At 29.6% G+C, this 18415-nt stretch carries 15 protein-coding genes and 1 pseudogene; 4 read left to right on the top strand and 12 right to left on the bottom strand.

Features of this window, described 5'->3' with window-relative positions:
* Positions 1–74 precede the first annotated feature (74 nt).
* The 5 genes from AXY43_RS25810 to AXY43_RS25790 form a co-directional block, all read right to left on the bottom strand.
* Positions 75–890 (bottom strand): ABC transporter ATP-binding protein, encoded by an 816-nt coding sequence (locus AXY43_RS25810; protein WP_105412392.1) that lies wholly within the window; start codon positions 888–890, stop codon positions 75–77.
* Positions 891–1898: a FecCD family ABC transporter permease gene (locus AXY43_RS25805; RefSeq protein ID WP_105412391.1), complete on the bottom strand. Its 1008-nt coding sequence runs from the start codon at positions 1896–1898 to the stop codon at positions 891–893.
* A 1-nt stretch (position 1899) separates the two neighbouring features.
* On the bottom strand, positions 1900–2892 hold the full coding sequence (locus AXY43_RS25800; protein WP_105412390.1) for a FecCD family ABC transporter permease: 993 nt from the start codon (positions 2890–2892) through the stop codon (positions 1900–1902).
* Positions 2879–3829 (bottom strand): ABC transporter substrate-binding protein, encoded by a 951-nt coding sequence (locus tag AXY43_RS25795; protein WP_039771967.1) that lies wholly within the window; start codon positions 3827–3829, stop codon positions 2879–2881. The genes AXY43_RS25800 and AXY43_RS25795 overlap by 14 nt, the downstream gene beginning before the upstream one ends.
* A 266-nt stretch (positions 3830–4095) precedes the next feature.
* Positions 4096–5715 (bottom strand): N-acetylmuramoyl-L-alanine amidase family protein, encoded by a 1620-nt coding sequence (locus AXY43_RS25790; protein ID WP_105412389.1) that lies wholly within the window; start codon positions 5713–5715, stop codon positions 4096–4098.
* Between the two features lie 214 nt (positions 5716–5929).
* Here AXY43_RS25790 and AXY43_RS25785 point away from each other — a divergent pair, with 214 nt between their 5' ends.
* The 3 genes from AXY43_RS25785 (at position 5930) to ahpF (ending at position 9195) form a co-directional block, all read left to right on the top strand.
* Positions 5930–6931, top strand: coding sequence for a helix-turn-helix domain-containing protein (locus AXY43_RS25785; protein ID WP_105412388.1), 1002 nt, complete (start codon positions 5930–5932; stop codon positions 6929–6931).
* 159 nt (positions 6932–7090) lie between these two features.
* A complete protein-coding gene (ahpC, locus tag AXY43_RS25780) occupies positions 7091–7654 on the top strand; it encodes an alkyl hydroperoxide reductase subunit C (RefSeq protein WP_105412387.1) in 564 nt (187 codons plus the stop codon).
* Between the two features lie 11 nt (positions 7655–7665).
* Positions 7666–9195: an alkyl hydroperoxide reductase subunit F gene (gene ahpF / locus AXY43_RS25775; RefSeq protein WP_105412386.1), complete on the top strand. Its 1530-nt coding sequence runs from the start codon at positions 7666–7668 to the stop codon at positions 9193–9195.
* Between the two features lie 106 nt (positions 9196–9301).
* Here the strand turns inward: ahpF and AXY43_RS28255 are convergent, their stop codons facing one another.
* Both AXY43_RS28255 and AXY43_RS25770 read right to left on the bottom strand, forming a co-directional pair.
* Positions 9302–9457 carry a hypothetical protein gene (locus AXY43_RS28255; RefSeq protein WP_023975888.1) on the bottom strand — a complete coding sequence of 52 codons (156 nt, stop codon included), beginning with the start codon at positions 9455–9457 and terminating at the stop codon, positions 9302–9304.
* Positions 9458–9603: 146 nt separating this feature from the next.
* Positions 9604–10239 carry an ankyrin repeat domain-containing protein gene (locus tag AXY43_RS25770; protein WP_023975889.1) on the bottom strand — a complete coding sequence of 212 codons (636 nt, stop codon included), beginning with the start codon at positions 10237–10239 and terminating at the stop codon, positions 9604–9606.
* A gap of 445 nt (positions 10240–10684) precedes the next feature.
* Between AXY43_RS25770 and AXY43_RS28785 the strand changes: the two genes are divergently transcribed.
* Entirely contained in the window at positions 10685–10921 is a 237-nt protein-coding gene (locus AXY43_RS28785) for a Spo0E family sporulation regulatory protein-aspartic acid phosphatase (RefSeq protein ID WP_373866472.1), read from the top strand.
* A gap of 908 nt (positions 10922–11829) precedes the next feature.
* Here the strand turns inward: AXY43_RS28785 and AXY43_RS25760 are convergent.
* The 5 genes and pseudogenes from AXY43_RS25760 to gatC form a co-directional block, all read right to left on the bottom strand.
* Complete coding sequence (locus AXY43_RS25760) at positions 11830–12495, bottom strand: hypothetical protein (protein WP_023975891.1); 666 nt, start codon at positions 12493–12495, stop codon at positions 11830–11832.
* A 631-nt stretch (positions 12496–13126) separates the two neighbouring features.
* A complete protein-coding gene (locus AXY43_RS25755; protein ID WP_039771955.1) occupies positions 13127–14998 on the bottom strand; it encodes a hypothetical protein in 1872 nt (623 codons plus the stop codon).
* Between the two features lie 193 nt (positions 14999–15191).
* Positions 15192–16631 (bottom strand): Asp-tRNA(Asn)/Glu-tRNA(Gln) amidotransferase subunit GatB, encoded by a 1440-nt coding sequence (gatB, locus tag AXY43_RS25750; RefSeq protein WP_017212623.1) that lies wholly within the window; start codon positions 16629–16631, stop codon positions 15192–15194.
* 13 nt (positions 16632–16644) lie between these two features.
* A pseudogene (gene gatA, locus AXY43_RS25745) lies at positions 16645–18083 on the bottom strand (Asp-tRNA(Asn)/Glu-tRNA(Gln) amidotransferase subunit GatA).
* 15 nt (positions 18084–18098) lie between these two features.
* Positions 18099–18383, bottom strand: a complete 285-nt coding sequence (gatC, locus tag AXY43_RS25740) for an Asp-tRNA(Asn)/Glu-tRNA(Gln) amidotransferase subunit GatC (protein WP_012058353.1) — start codon at positions 18381–18383, stop codon at positions 18099–18101.
* Positions 18384–18415 lie beyond the last annotated feature (32 nt).

Below are 18415 nucleotides of genomic sequence, written 5' to 3'. Positions count from 1 at the left end.
ATACTGCGTCAGCAGATTGCCCCAATGGGGCTTGGCTATTAGGCTAATCTACTTCCTTGTCTGACACGAAATATTCAGCACATCTTTGGTTTATTATTTTCTTTCATGTGCCTAAGTTCATATTCTACGCAGATTGGATACTCACCATTTTCACTTAATTGTAATTTAACATCTATTCCGTAGATTTTTCTTAAGTTTTCTTGTGTTATTACTTCCCTAGGAATACCCTTGCATATGATTTTCCCCTGCTTTAGTCCAATGATATTACTTGCAAATCTGCAGGCATTATTTAATTCATGAAGAACTATTACAACAGTGATATTATTCTTTTTATTTAATCTCTCTAATACCTCTAATACTTCAAGTTGGTAAGACATATCTAAATAAGTTGTAGGCTCATCTAACATGATTATATCTGTTTCCTGAGCCAAGGTCATTGCAATCCATGCTCTCTGCCTCTGACCTCCAGATAGATTATCTATTTCCCTGTCCGCAAACTCCTTAAGACCTGTCTCTTCTATTGCCCATTCTATGATTTCTTTATCATGGCTGTTTAGGCCTCCAATCATCTTTTGATGTGGAAATCTTCCGTAGGAAACTAATTCTTTAACAGTAATTCCACTTGGACATGTTGGCCCCTGAGGCAAGAAGGCAATCTGAGTTGCTATTTCTTTTTCCTTTTGTTTTTTTATATTTTTTTCATTTACAAAAATTTCACCGTTCTTTGGTTTTATTATTCTACCTATAGTCTTAAGCAGAGTTGATTTTCCACATCCATTGGCTCCTATGATTATACTTATTTCTCCCTTTGGAATCGAAAGGTTCATATTATCTATTATTAAATTATCTTCATAGGCTACGGATAAATTTTTTACACTAATCGCTTCCATCTAATTCTCCTTCATCATTAAGTAAATAAAATATGGCACTCCAAAAATTGAAATTGTAATCCCAACAGGTATTTCAATTGGAGAAAATAAATTTCTTGAAACCGCATCTGCAAGTAAGATTATTACTGCACTTATAATTGCAGATATTACAAGAAAATTTTTATGATAAGGTCCAACTAACCTTCTCGCTATATGAGGACATATTAAGCCTATAAATCCAATATTGCCGGCAAAGGCTGTAGCTGCTCCAGCAAGAATAACGGCAATAGTTAAGAATTTTTTTCTCTCCTTATTTAAATTTAATCCAAGACAGACTCCATGTTCATCTGATAAATTAAGAACATCTAATTTCTTATAATTCATGATTACTAGAGTAAACATTATAATAACTAATGGAATTATTATTTTTGCATAATCCCAGCCTGAACCCCAGAGACTTCCAGAGGTCCAGATTAGCACTCTGTTATAATCACCAGCTCCACCTCTAAAAGTGAAAAAAGTTATAAAAGCACTTAATCCTGCATTTGTTCCAAGTCCTATAAGAAGCAGTCTCTTTGGCCTTACTCTATCTCTGCTTGATAAAAAGTAGAGTATAATTGCTGAAATTCCTGCACCTAAAATAGCCATAAAAGGCAGCACATAAATAGATAAAGCACCAAGCTCACTATAATAATCCTCAGTTTTTAAAGAAATAAAAATAACTGCTGCCACTGCTGCTCCAGCATTAATACCTATTATCCCTGAATCAGCTAATTCATTTTTTGTTATTGTCTGAAGGAGCGCTCCAGCTGTAGATAAGGCTATGCCTACTGAAATTCCAACTAAAAGTCTTGGAAGCCTGGTGTTTAAAAGTGCTGCCTTCTGTAGTTTAGTTCCGCCTCCAAGGAGCGTATTTATAATATCTAAAGGTGATATTTTATAAGTACCCCAGCTCAAATATAATATTAAAGATATAAACAGCAAGGCTGCTAATATTGAAACTGTCATTTTAAAACTTTTCTTTTTCATATCAGCCTTTCTCCTTTCTTGCTACAGCTATAAAGAATGGAACTCCTATTAAGGCTGTGAATATTCCAATTGGGGTTTCATAAGGATTTAAAAACATTCTTGCAGCAATATCAGCATAAGTTAAAAGAACTGCTCCAAGTAAAAAAGAACAAGGTATGTTTATCCTATAATCTTCTCCTAAAATTTTTCTTACAATCTGAGGTACAATAAGTCCTACAAAACCAATATTTTTACCAACAGCAACTGCACCTGCACACATTGGTATCATAACAAGTAAAGTTATTAATCTTATTTTCTCAGGATTTTGCCCAAGGCTTATTGCAACATCATCTCCAAGACTTAATATATTTATCTTTTTTGAAAGTAAAAGTGCAATTATTAAACCTATGGTTGCAATCACTGAAACTAATTTAAAGTCTAACCAGGTTGCATTTCTAAAACCTCCAGCTACCCAAAAAGCAAGAAGCTGGGATTGGTTTGATAATAACCCTACAATAGTTGTAAGAGAAATAAAAAAGGTACTCATAGCAGTTCCTGCTAAAAGTATTTTTGTAATTGAACTATTATTTGCTTTTCTTGATATAAAACCTATTACTATAATTCCACTAAATATAGAACCAATTAAGGCTGCTATCATAACATTTGTAGTATTTATTGAAATTCCCATAGCATAAAATATTGCAATAACCAAAGTAGCTCCCTGGCTTACACCAAGAAGCGATGGTTCTGCTATTGGATTTCTTGTTACTCCCTGAATCATGGCTCCTGTTACACCCAAAATCCCTCCTGTAAATAATACACATAGAACTCTAGGAATACGTACATCTCTAATAAGTACAAGTTCAAGCTGTTCACTATAGTTAAAAATACTATGCCATATTTCAGAAATTCCAATCTGGGTAGCTCCTAGGCTTACGCCTAGGATTAGACCCACTATCAGAATAAAAATACTACAAACTGTAAAAGTTATTGCATTTTTATTATTTCTTTTCATTTAACTTCTCCACTATTTCATCTAAAAGTTTTTCTCTTCCTATTGGACTATAGCCTTGATTAAAATAAGGTGAGGATGGTAATTTAACAACCTTGCCATTCTTTACTGCTGGAAGTCCATTCCATATTGCATTTCCTTCAAGAGTTTTTGAGTCTTCATCAGTTGCAAGAACGAATATATTATCTGCTTTTATTGCTGCAAGTCCTTCATATGTTACAACTGGTAAGCTTATATCAGTCTGCTCTGGCATACCTTCTGGTTTATTTAAACCCATATCTTCATATAATACATTTCCAAATCCAGCTCCATCAAATACATAGAATTGACCACCGCTAGCTAAGAAGGATAAATAAGTTGCATCTTTTCCCTGAGTTTCCTTAATCTTATCTCCTGCTTCTTTTGCTTTTTTATCATAATTTTCTATCCAATCATTTGCTATATCTTCTTTATCAAAAACTTTTGCTAAATTCTTAACATCTTCCTTCCAATTTAATGCTTCTGATTTAATCATAACTGTTGGTGCAATTTCTTTTAACTGATTATACATTTTTTCCTGTACTGTTGAAATTATTATTAAGTCAGGATTTAAATTCATTATTGCTTCAATGTCCATAGTGTCCTGCATGCTATAACCTACTATTGTTGCATCCTTTAATGTATCTTCTAAATATGTAGGTAATTTTTTATAATTATAAGCATCACTATTAGCTGTTCCTATTACTTTATATCCCAAAATTGATAAAACATCACTCTTACCACTTAAATCAACTATTCTTTGAGGATTTGCTGGAATTTCAATTTCTCCTTTAACATCAGTTACTTTAACAGTTTTATTCTCCTCTTTTACTGTAGAATTGCTTGTATTTGTACACCCAACAAATATCATTGACGTTAAGCAAACTGCTAAAAGTTTCTTAGCCACTGAAATTTTCTTCATTTTGTATCTTCCTTTCATAATTTATATTTTTTCCACTATCTAGCTACTATGAAAATCCAACTTAAATTTATACATAGATCATATTCTATCTGAATTAAGTTCCGCTTTATTATTTCCGACAAAAACAATTGTATATGACATTCATTCTCATTTCAATATTTGCACCAGATTTAATTATTTTTGCACCTTAATTGATTATTTTTGGCTTATATATGAATTAAATAACTTTATAATATCAATCACTTAAGCCTGAAACATATTAAAAATTATTGAATCAAATCCCCATTAATCCCCAGTTTATATCCATCAACCGTAGTATCATAAAGCATTTCTCCTGATGTATTTAAATAATACCATTTTCCACTCTCATTTAGCCATCCAGTTTTCATCGCTCCGTTTTCGCTTAAATGGTACCATTTGCTATTTTCATTAATCCATCCTGTCTGCATTATTCCAAAAGAATTTAAATAATACCATTTATTCTCGTCGTAAAGCCATCCAGTAGCTTTAATATACTCTGGCTTATTATAACTCCAGCTTCCATCTGTATTCATTATCCATCCTAATTTTTTTGCTAAAATCTCTTCTGGCCCATATCCTTCTACCTTTATCTCTTCTGTATCCTCTGATTTTATTGAGTAAACATCAACATCTTCACTCCAAATTATCATATGATTTTCATCATAAACCGATAAATTATCCATAGATCCATCTACCTTATAAATCTTATCCCATTCACTGTAATTATCAAATTTATATACAATTCCATTTTCAACCTTCCATAGGTTTCCATTCGTATCGATATCTATATTTTTTATTTCTTCTGCCGCAATATTATAAGCATATACATAATTTTGATTTCCTCGCTCTTCATATAATGAAATAGTTTGAATTGTTATTGTTCCTGAATCTTTTATATACTCAACTATATATCCTCCTGCCACACTTATTTGGGCCCCATCAAGTAGACTTACAGATGTTCCATCTGTACCAGAAAGTATATATGTAACTGTATTTTTAGCATAGTTAGCACCATCTATCTTATCTTCAGCCTGCTCTTTTGAAATCTTTTGTATAGCTAGAAAACTTACTGTTTTACCATCATTTTCACTTGTATCAAATGCATTTCCAGCATTTACATCAATCCCATCTATTTTACTTATTATTTCATCACTTTCAATAGTAACCTTTGCAGTTCTATATATATAATCTGCATCTTGTCCGATTACATTTGACTCTGAAACGTATGCTCTGGTTCCTTCTTTTTTATCAATTGTATTTGTTAATGTAATAATATTGCTCGATGTCGTTGCAATCTTAATTTTACCTAAATTGTAATCCGCATCTATATAATTTCCTTCTGAATCTGTGTAAATATTATAACCATCATAATTAGTAAAATACCAGCTTTTTCCGAATTTGGTATTAGGGATTTCAACTAAATCGTTTTTCAAACTAGTCTCTGAATATCTTCCTTTAGTGTTTTTTCTTATCTTTCTTGATAACGCCAAGTATGCATTATCTACATCATCCTCTATTAAGCTGTTTTCCGACAACTCACCATTTGACATGTCCAAATAGTAATCTCCATAGTTCATCTCAATATATTTATCTAAGTATGTTCTATAAACTTCTCTTTCAATATCTATATCATTAATTTCAGTATACTTATCTCCATTTAAATAATATGCCCCTTCATTTTCAGCCTCTTTTGTCTCTCCCTTAATATAAAACTTACCGTCTTTATAAGCCGCTGCTTCATAAATAGTTCCTTCTTCTGATGGTATTCTAGGATAAGTCTCTGCCTTAACTCGCATTGAACCCGTCACTGACACAATTGCTGCTAAAGCTAAAACTGATTTAATTTTATTTGTTCTTCTTTTCATAATTCCCTCCGACTTCTAACTTTTCTAAAATATACTTTACAACATTTTATAATTAGTTTAGAATTTATTCTTAACCAAAGCAATTGTAGATGATATTCATTCTCAATGCAATATTCACATCTAATTTAATTAGTTTTACATCTTAACTAATCATTTTCTTGTTTTGAGTATCTATATCATATGTCTAATAATATAAAAATTAAAGGAGCATTTTATGATTGTAAAATCTAGTGATGAGTTTAAAGCCGCAGTCTTAAAAAAATTGAATTTTAGTAAAATTGAAAATGAAAATTATACTTTATATACAAATAAGGATAGACCCGAATTTGGTCATTGCATTATTTATTCAAGGGATGGATATTATAGTTTAGGTATTGCGGATTATACTATTCCTAAAGACTTTTTCTTATCCTTTTCTAACCCTGAGCTACTAATGCGTTTTGGATTAGTTTATAAGGGAGTAACAGAATTTCAGCTTGAAAATAATCCTGTATCCTCTTTTACGCCTTCTTCATTCTTTGTTGTAGAAAAAGATTTAAAAGGAAAACAAAAATGGGCAAAAGGTCAGCATTATCATGGAACTGAAATAACTATACATGAAAAATATTTCACCGAAATTATAAAACCTAATTTTTCTAATGCGATCGATTTTGATTCTTTTATTAGAAATTATACATATATCTATCTGCCTCTAGAAATTACAGAAATTATCCGTCAACTACAAAGCTTAGCTAATAAAAACTTATTAAATAGTATTTACTTGGAAAGTAAAATATTAGAATGTATTGCTATTTTAATAAACGAGGTCAATAAATCTCCTGAGAATGCTTTTACTAATCAGATTGACTATGGAAACATTAATATTGGTAATAATAGAATAGTAAGATTAACCTCTTTTGATATTCGTGCTATTCAAAAAGCTCATGATATTTTATCTAAAAATTATCATAATCCTCCAAATATAAATAGCTTAAGTAAGATGGTCTTTTTAAATGAGCAAAAATTAAAGGCAGGATTTTCAAAATATTATCATATGTCGATTGGTGAATATACAAATCATATTAGAATGATTATTGCTGCAAATCTTTTATCAACAACAGATTTAAGTATCGAGGAGATAGCATATAAGGTTGGATACAATTACTCTGCTAATTTTGCTAAAATGTTTAAGAAAACATATGGAAAAACACCTTTAAATTTTAGAAAACTCAAGTAAAAATATTACTAAAAGAATTTTTACATAATGGTATTGACAAATTATAATTTAGATTTATAATTATCTTAAATGATAATCATTATCATTATTAAATAATAATATTTAATAAAATATAAATATAGTTTAAATATAAAAATGAATTTTAGGAGGTAATATATTATGTCATTAATAGGAACAGAAGTAAAACAATTTAAAGCATCAGCTTACAAAAACGGTGAATTTATAGATATCACTGAAGAAAATTTCAAAGGTAAATGGAGTGTAGTTTGTTTTTATCCAGCAGATTTCACATTCGTATGCCCTACTGAATTAGAAGATTTACAAGATAATTATGAAACTTTAAAGGGGCTTGGTGCTGAAGTATATTCAGTTTCAACAGATACACACTACACACATAAAGCATGGCACGATAGTTCAGAAGCCATCAAAAAAATAACTTATACTATGATTGGTGATCCTTCACATACATTATCTCGCAACTTTGATGTATTGATTGAATCTGATGGTCTTTCAGATCGTGGTACTTTTATCATAGATCCAGATGGTGTTATTCAAGCAATTGAAATTAATGCTGGCAATATCGGTCGTGATGCAGCTGTAATAGTAAATAAAATTAAAGCTGCTCAATATGTTAGAAATAATCCTAGCGAAGTTTGCCCCGCAAAATGGAAAGAAGGCGCATCAACACTTAAACCAAGCCTTGATCTTGTAGGAAAGATCTAAGAGGTACGCCTATGATACTAGATAAAGATATAAAACAACAATTAGCTCAATATCTTGAGCTTATGGAAGGCACTGTACTTATAAAAGTCAGTGCTGATTCCGATGATATATCCAACACTATGGTTTCTCTCGTAGATGAACTAGTTTCTATGTCTCCAAAAATAAAAGCTGAAAAATCAAAATTATTAAGAACTCCTAGCTTTAGCATAAATCGTACTGATGAAGAAACTGGTGTAGCTTTTGCAGGAATCCCTTTAGGACATGAATTTAATTCATTAGTACTAGCTCTTCTACAAGTTAGCGGAAGAGCCCCAAAAATTGATCAGAAAACAATTGATTCAATTAAGAACATTAAGGGAGAATACCATTTTGAAACTTATATTAGTTTAAGCTGTCATAACTGCCCAGAAGTTGTTCAATCTCTAAATTTAATTAGCATCCTTAATCCAAAGGTGACTCATACAATGATTGATGGTGCCGTTTTTAAAGAAGAGATAGAAAGTAAAAATATACTTGCAGTACCATCAGTTTATTTAAATGGAGAATTCTTTGCAAGTGGCCGCATGACTGTCGAAGAAATTCTTGCAAAAATCGGAGAAGCCCCAGTTTCAGAAAATTTTGCAGATAAAGATCCATACGATGTGCTTGTTGTTGGCGGCGGTCCTGCAGGTGCAAGTGCTGCTATTTATGCAGCTCGTAAAGGCATTCGTACTGGAATTATCGTTGAACGTTTTGGTGGTCAAGTATTAGATACTATAGGTATTGAAAACTTTATAAGTATTAAATATACAGAAGGCCCTAAACTTGCAGCAAGCCTTGAAGAGCATGTCAAAGACTATAACGTTGATATAGTAAACTTACAACGTGCTAAGACTATAGAAAAAAAAGACCTTATTGAGATTGAACTAGAAAATGGTGCACGTTTAAAGAGTAAAACGGTAATAATTTCGACAGGTGCCCGCTGGAGGAATGTCGGTGTTCCTGGAGAAGAAGAGTTTAAGAATAAAGGTGTGACATATTGTCCTCACTGTGATGGCCCTTTATTTAAAGGGAAACATGTTGCAGTCATCGGTGGAGGTAATTCAGGCATCGAAGCTGCCATTGACCTTGCTGGAGTTGCTAGTCACGTAACTGTTTTTGAATTTATGCCAGAACTTAAAGCAGATTCAGTTTTGCAAGATCGTCTTTACAGTTTGAATAATATAACCGTCTTAAAAAATGTTCAGACTAAAGAAATTACTGGAACTGATAAGGTAAATGGAATTACCTATATTGAACGTGACACAGGAGAAATTAAGCATGTTGAATTAGATGGTGTATTTGTCCAAATTGGACTTGTGCCAAATACTGATTGGTTAGGAGAAACAGTCGATCGTAATAAGTCAGGCGAAATTATAATTGATAACCATGGTGCTACTAATGTACCAGGAGTATTTGCTGCAGGAGATTGCACTAATACCCCATACAAGCAAATAATTATTTCCATGGGATCAGGAGCAACAGCTGCCTTAGGTGCATTTGACTATCTAATAAGAAACTAATAAAAGAATCCCTTTGCTATAAAAACTATTACTGCAAAGGGATTCCTTATTTTTTCTTATATTCTAAATTATTATTTCAATCTAAGAATTAAAACTATTTTAAATTTCAATTCTTTCCAACTATTCCATCTGTTTTCCCTCTACCTTTATCTTTGTTATTAGGAAAACCAATTTCTGCACCAACATCTGACTTTACCGTATTTGAGTCAGTTCTTTTTTTGGATAGTGAATTTTTATGCACTCCGCTATTATTTAATGACATTTGAATCTACCTCCTTAATCATAATTTTATTTTGCAGTAATATGTTAACCACAATTATAAATTATACTCGGTAGTAATATTATCATAAAAAAGATTCTAAAATTATATAACTAAGTTTAACTACTCTATAGTATCTAAGCACTTAATTATACACTTCTCTTTGCTCCATGCTCCATCAATATATTTTCAATAGATTTATTTTTACAAAGATATAGCGGTGTGTGACCTAAATTATTCTTTGAGTTTATATCTAGTCCAAGAGAAACTATTTCGTTTAAGTATTCTTCAAACTTATCAGTATCACGACAAGTTAAATAGTCATCATGCAAAAGAGTATTGCTATACTTATCTCTATGTTTAATATCTGCACCATATTTTATAAGAAGATTTAAAAGCTCTACCGAATAATTAAAGTTACAATAAAAGATAGGAGTTTTTCCTGATATATTTTCAGTATTTACTTTAGATCCCTTCTCTAACAGTAATTTAATTACGTCCATCTTAGGACTTACTCTCGCACAGATTCTATGTAATGGTAGTTCTTTCAAATAACTTTGATTACTATTTATATCAGCACCATTGTTTACTAGAAATTGTATTATGTCAAAGTAATTTTTCTCACAATTATCTATAGCAAAATGAAGCAGGCTAGTATCATTATATTTTTCATTAATATCTCCGCCATTTGTTATAAAATTTTTAAGTTCCTCCAAATCCCCTTCTTTTATTATTTTCAAAATAGATTTTGGTCTTGAACCAAACAAAATTTCATGAATGTTCATGATAATTACCTCCAATAAATTACTATATATCTTTTAGTGATTTTTAATTCGAATTATTTCCTCACAAGTGAATACTTTCTTTTTTAATTCATCTATACATTTTAACATCTGTTTCATCAATTTTTCAATGCTAATATTTTTTAAATTATATCTATATATCTATCAAGGTCATAAAAATATCCTTCATAAGTTTTAAATAATAATCTTTATAGTTTTATAACTAGTTCTAGTTACATTCGAACTTATATTTAGTTTGAGATACAAAGTAAATAAACTAAGTTTTTTGGTTCCTAACTATTTTAAATAATATGCATATTAATATACAATTTTATATTTTCCAGTAATTTAATATCTCTTTATATATCATCTAACTAAATTAAACTACTCATTTTATCTGAATAAAACAGCATGTATATTTATACAATATTTTGACATTATTTGTAGTATGATTTTTTTTGAAAATTTATTTTATGTAGATTATAATTTATTTTATGTGTATAAATTAGTAAAAAGAGGTACTATCATGAATAGATTTGAATTATTTAAGTTAAGATATAATATACGTTTAAGAAAATGTCTCCTAAATAATATGCTTTGTATTCTTTCTCCTAGAAATAAAATAGTTATCCGTATTTCTCAAAATCTGGACAAGCACATTGTTAAATATCAAAAAAAGGCCTAAGAATGAGGATCTTAGCCCTTTTTTGATGATTACTCATCCCTCTCATAATCATTAATTTTATACCCATCCTTATTTTACTATCTTTCAACAATATCTTCACTTATTTTTATATTACTTTTTTATGTGTATTTTTATCTTTTTCTACAATATCCCGGTATAAATTTATTTTTTCATGTCGTTTTAGAATTCAACATAGGATATATAGTATTTTCATGTCATTGATTGTAATACGATTTATTTTGATAAAAAACTCCATGCATTTTATACTTTAATTGTACGAATTTACTTCAATACTCTCTAATTTTAGAGCGGCTTATTTCCTTGATAAGTCGTTCTTTTTTATAATCATTTTTTGAATAAATTCAGAAAACTAACGCAACAAAAATCTATCAATCCAACTTTATTCCTATATAAATATTTTTAATAACTATTAAACTTTATTTTTTAGTTCTTCTTTTCTTTATAGTAAGCGGTCTACTTTTTTGTATAGATAAACAATTTAATAATTAGACTTATTAGATGAACATATTCACCAAGTTGCTAAAACTTTGAATCCATATCTTCACTAGAAATCATAAATATATTTTCATAGCTTTTTGGAACAAAATATTTATGATTTCGGAAGTTACCACATAAATTTAATTTTAGAGTTGGGTGTCTGCATATCAGTGCTAAAAATTTAAATATTTATTTTGTTTATATTAAGTTAATAAATTTGACACAATCATGTAACATTAATAATATACAATTAAACTTGTAAAGTAGTTAAAGCATTATTATTTATCCCCTTAAATAATAATAAAAGAATGACTTATTTCCCTAACTAAGTCATTCTTTTTTTTTGTACTGAACAATATTATTTAAGCACTTAGAAATACTCAATATCACCAATACATAAAATGTTATTATCATCTTGTAACTGTACTTTGTAAAGCTCCATAATCATCAAATTGATAACTCTTGCCTGCATCCAAAATAGAAGTATTAACCATTTTCCCTCTTAGATTTTCGACATCAGTATCTGATTCTCCATCAAAATTAGAAAAGTAGAACCAATTTCCATTAATGCTTTTCCATCCTAAACAGCGTTTTCCGTTCTCCATGTAATACCAGTTAAAACCTTTGGTACTACCCAATTGCTTCCATCCAGTAAAATTCTGTCCATTTTCTGTATAGTACAAATAGTTATTTTTATTTATCATTTTACCAATAACTTTATCATTCTCTATATAATAGTAATTATTAGATATATTCTTGTTTTCTCCATTTTCAATTTTCCATTTATAAGAATTTGAATCTTCATATTTTCCGCTAGGATTGCTTGCTGCAACTCCATTTGAATATATTCTATAACCATTTATTTGCGTATCTTTAGCCATATATCCATTTTGATAGAAATAATACCAATTTCCATCAACTTTTCTCCAACCAGTAGCCCATAGATTTCCTTCACTATACCACCATCCAATATTATCTTGCTTCCATGATGCGTTTGCCCCTACTGGGTTCAATAGCATTATTGATGTGGCGATCATTGATAAAGCTACGGCTTTTTTCCAACAGTTTTTTATCACGTTATCATCCCCTTAAACCTTTATATCATAATTATATATGATTTACATATTTTGTCAAACTAATAATATGCATTGTTGTATTCATTTACCAAATTCATATTATTTTAAATTATGCAATATAGCAAAAATATAGTCTACATAAATTAATTATAATTTTAAGTGTAAATAAAAAAATCGCAGGCGACTGTGGTTAAGTTCCGTATTGTGCTTCGCACTCTTTTCATATGTGTAGATTTTTTTCACGCATCTGCCTTTTCGAACGCATGTGAGAAAAATTTGGCAGGCGAATATGATTTATTTTTTATTCTTTTATAATAATTAACCCTAGTAAAACATACTATTATAAAGTTATACACAGATTTAATTGAATTATAATTTCCTAAAGAATAAAAAAACTTCAGTTTTAGATGATTTCATAATACTGAAGTTTTCATATATAATATATAACCTAATCGCTAAATAAAATTAAAATTTATCAAACCAATTTAATATATATTCTGCAATGCACAATGCACATTTCACATTTCACAATTCACAATTACAGATAAAATTCTTGTAATATTTTTAGACTTATAATGAAGAATTATTTTTGCAATATATATTACCTAGCATTTATCTGCATTTCTATCTTTCATTGAAGTCGAACTTCATATCTAACTATATTATCACTAATTTTTTTGAACATCTCTCTAAACGCACTATAAAAATCATCCATAGTTATATTTGTTTCAATTTCCAAGGCCTTGTATAAATTATTTGTATTAAATTTTTTTCTTGATATATTTGCTAGAAATGCACTTTCAAAATAATTTATAGCGTTTTCTTCAAGCCTTCCTTTAATAGATTTTATTAATTTTTCTTTATCTTCTTTAGAGATTTCGCCATTAACACTTACTAAAATTTTATTCTCATTAGGATGAAATCCAACTGTTTGATAACCATAATCAACCATCATTTTTAATATTCTTTTGCTATCAGTATAATCGCCACTCCTCATACTAAAATCAATTGGTTTATTATCTTTTTTTGTAGTTAAACATTTTGTAACTTTATATTCTTTATAATTATCTTTGCGATTTCTTATTATCGTATGAATCTCACTGTAAGTATAATTTTTGCACTTCCTATCGATTTTTTCATTTTCATCACCAATGATTCTCTTCCACTGATCGACTAGATATCCATTATATCTTTCATAAAGCATTCCCATAAGAGCTTGCACTATCATTCTCTCTTGATTCAAAGAAATACTAATTAGTCCGTCCTTATTTGATGATTTTATCTTTATAGGATTGCCTAATCTTTCACTTTCTTTTCTAATTAGTCTTAATAATTGCACAAAATCATTGTGTGTGTCCAATTTATCTAATGTTCTTTTGTTTATATCTTTAAATTGTTCTGTTACAATAACTTTATCTTCTTTGATCCCTAATTTTTTAGCTGTAGCATATTTCAATGTATCTATTAAATCTTCTCTGGAATTGGAATCTAATAAGTCGTTTTCAAATAAATGATTTTTATATGATTCAAACTCGTTTAAGACATAAAATATTCTCTTCTTTAATGTAGTATCATTTATATTTTCTTTCAATTCCAAAAGATGTTCTAAATTATTACTACATTTAGATATAACCATAAATAATTCTTTATAATCCTCGCCAACACGATTTTCTATTGTTTTTGCTATATTTTCACCTTTAGGGCAATCAATAAATATTATTCCTAAGTATCTCGCTTTGCTAGCAGGAAGCTTAATATATGCTCTTTCAACCATAAGATCACAAGAAGTATTTATTCCGTAAATGACATTACACAAATTTCGGAAATCTCTATTTAAAAACTTATTAATATAATCTTGAGCTTCATTTGCATATTCATGCCCCTCTTCATTACATTCATAGTATTTTGAAATCATTTTCAACCATTTGCTATAATGTTTATGAAACTCATCTTTGAAATCTCCAAAATAACTCTTCCATATATGCTCATCTTTCTCTTCAAAATTATCAAAGTCATCAGAAGAATTTATTTTCCTTAATTCAATAAGCAATTCATTAAAATTAATATCTTTAAATACATTTTGTATACTATTAACTTCATAAAATTTAATTAAGGAAACATTATTAATTTGATTGTTTAAAGAATTATAAAAAGCTTTCTTAAAACCTTCTTCACTAAAATTATCGTTTTCTACACAATTATCTTTATCAAGAATTAGATACGCCTCATATAGTGATTTTATAATCTCATCTTTAAGTTTTTCAACCATGCTAAGTTCATTTTTCAAGCATAAATAAACATTAATAAAATTGCTTTTTGTAGATGAGCACAGCATTTCTGTTGGAAAACTAATATAGTTGTCACTTTTTAAAAAATCTGTTTCTTCAAAAATTCCATCTTTAATAACTACTTTTTGCAATTGAGATTTCCCTAAATTCTCAAGATCTATCACGTTTACCCTTGTCTTAGTTTCATTTTCAAATTTGTTTATGATATTCCCCATAATTTCCTCCCTTTATTAAAATATAATGGAGCTTGAGTATTTAACATATAAGTTAATATATAATATTATTTTTTGTAAATATTTATTCCAATAAAACAAGGCAAAATGCACAATTATTTAATTCATGAATTAGGTAAAATAAAAAGGAGAGCTTTTGCATATATAATGCATGCTCTCCATTTCAATTTAATTTTTAAATCTCACTAAGTTTTTTGTCAACAAGTTCTTTAGCAACTTTTGGGTTCGCTTTACCTTTTGACAATTTCATTACTTGACCCATTAAGAATCCAGCACTTTGTGTCTTTCCTGCTTTAAAGTCTTCTACTGATTGAGGGTTATTTGCAATTACTTCATCAACTATTTTTTCAAGTTCATCAGACGAACTGATTTGCATAAGCCCTTTTTCTTCAATCATCTTCATTGGATCTTTGTTTTCATCAAAGATTTCATCAAGAACTTCTCTTCCTACATTATTGCTAATTTTACCTTCTTCAACTACCTTAAGAAGCTTTGCAAAGTTTTCAGCTTCAAGAGGCATATCTTCAGATTCCATTTTTCTATCATTTAATATTCTTAAAATATCACCTAATATCCAGTTAGAAGCAATTTTAGGCTTAGCACCTAATTCTACAACTTTTTCAAAGAAAGTAGCAAGTCCTTTATCACCTATTAAAATATCAACTTCTTTTTCTGTAAGTTCATATGAAGTTAAAAATCTTTCTTTCTTTTCATCTGGCATTTCAGGTAAAGATTTAGTTATTGTTTCAATTTGTTCATCATAGATTATGATTGGTGGTAAATCTGGTTCTACAACATATCTATAGTCATCTGCTTCTTCTTTAGATCTCATAGAGATTGTTTTACCTTTTGCAGCATCCCATCTTCTAGTTTCTTGAACTACCTTATGACCTTCTCCATAAGTGTAAAGTTCTCTTTGTCTTCTTTCTTCTTTTTCTAAAGCTTTTTGAAGTTCTCTAAATGAGTTAATATTTTTAAGCTCTACCTTAGTTCCATATTCTTTTTGCCCTACTGGTCTTAATGAAATATTAGCATCGCATCTTAATGACCCTTGTTCCATACGACAATCAGAAATTTCACCATATTCTAAAATTGATTTGAGCTTTTTCATAAACGCTACAGCTTCACTAACACTTCTCATATCTGGTTCTGTAACTATTTCTGCTAGAGGAACACCAACTCTGTTATAGTCTACTAAAGAAATTGGTTCTCCTTCTACGTGAACTAGCTTTCCAGCATCTTCTTCTATGTGAATTCTATTTAATCTAACTTTTACTTGCTTTCCTTCATGTTCAAATTCTACAAGCCCACCTGAACAGATTGGTAAATCAAATTGTGAAGTTTGATAATTTTTAGGAAGATCGGGATAAAAATAATTTTTTCTATCCATTTTGTTATATTTATTTATTGTACATCCTAGTGCAGTTCCTGCTTTTATTGCTAAATTTACAACTTCTTCATTAAGCACTGGAAGCGTTCCAGGAACCCCTGTGCATATTGGACATGTATTAGCATTAGGTTCTGCTCCAAATTTAGTTGAACAAGAGCAGAAAATTTTTGTCTTCGATTTTAATTCTGCATGTATTTCAAGTCCTATTACTGTTTCAAAATTCATCGTAATTCCCCTCCTATAATTCAATAGCTAAAGCTTGCTCTAAGCTATATGCAGCTTTGAATATTTTTTCTTCGCATAACATATCACCCATTAATTGAATTCCAATTGGTAAGCCTTCTTTGCTCTTTCCTGCTGGAATTGATATTGCTGGATTTCCAGCTAAATTAACATTAATAGTGTAAATGTCACTAAGTACATTGATAATGGATCAGCCTTTTTTTCACCAATTTTAAAAGGTAATACAGGTGAAACTGGTCCTACTATTAAGTCATATTTTTCAAAAGTCTTTTTAAGATCATATCTTAATTTTCTTCTAAAAGCATCTGCTTTCTTATAATAAGCATCATAATATCCAGAAGCAAGTGCATATGTTCCAAGCATTATTCTTCTCTTAACTTCTGCTCCAAAACCTTCAGTTCTACTGTTTTCAACTAATTCATCTAGATTTGTGTAATTTGGAGTCTTATAACCATATCTTATTCCATCATATCTATCTAAATTAGTACTTGCTTCAGCAGATGACATTATATAATAAGCTGCTAATCCATCCTTAATTATAGGAAGAGAAAATGTTTCAACTTCTGCTCCTAATTCTTTTAATTTATCTAAACTATTTTTTACTGATTCCTTAATTTCTTCATCTAATCCTTCACCAAAGAATTCTTCAGGGACACCGATTTTCATTCCCTTAATTCCATCTTGAAGACTAGCAGTATAATCTATTTCTTTTAAATCTCTTATACTTGTAGAATCATATTCGTCAGTTCCAGAAATTATATTTAAAATATAAGCACTGTCTTCTACTGAATTAGAAAATGGTCCAATTTGGTCTAATGATGAACCAAAAGCAATAAGTCCAAATCTAGAAACTAATCCATATGTAGGTTTTAATCCTACAACACCGCAAAATGCTGCTGGCTGTCTTATAGATCCACCTGTATCAGATCCTAACGACACTGGTGCGAATTTTGCTGCAACTGCCGCTGCTGATCCACCTGATGATCCTCCTGGAACTCTAGTTATGTCTCTTGGATTTAAAGTCTTTTTAAATGCTGAGTTCTCATTTGAAGATCCCATTGCAAATTCATCCATATTTGTTTTACCAATAATTATTGCATCTTCAGCTAATAATTTTTTTATTACAGTTGCATCATATGGTGGAATAAAATCTTCAAGCATTTTTGATGCACAAGTAGTGTTTACTCCTTCTGTACAAATGTTATCCTTTATAGCTATTGGAATACCTGCAAGTCTTCCTAGAGATTCACCAGCTTTTACTTTAGCATCTATTTCTTTAGCTTTAGCCAATGCTTCTTCACAAGTAAGAGTTAAAAATGCATTTATAGTCCCTTCGTTTTTTGTAATTTCTTCAATATATGATTGAACTAGTGCTTCACTAGTTAATTCTCCACTTTTAATTTTTTCTACCATTTCTTTAATATTCATTTGCATTATCTAGTCACCACCCTATTCAATAATCTTTGGTACTTTAATATAAGTCTCTTGCATGTCTTTAACATTTCTAAATAAATCCTTACATTCGAATTGTTTAACTTCATCCTTTCTTACTACTGGCTTTAATTCTGCCTTATTATCTATATCTTCTTTAATATCTAAATCTAATTCATTTAAATATTGAAAATGCTCTAAAATATTTTCAAATTCTTTTGCAAATTTAGCAGCTTCTTCATCAGAAAATCTTAATTTAGAAAGCTTTGCTATATATTTTACTTCATCAATACTAACTTTCATTAATTTCACCTCATCAAATTTTTTGTCATTAT

This window comes from Clostridium sp. MF28 (assembly GCF_002969175.1).
Taxonomy (GTDB): Bacteria; Bacillota; Clostridia; order Clostridiales; family Clostridiaceae; genus Clostridium; species Clostridium beijerinckii.
The sequence above is the reverse complement of the archived record's forward strand: the minus strand, read 5'-3'. Positions and strand labels throughout refer to the sequence as shown.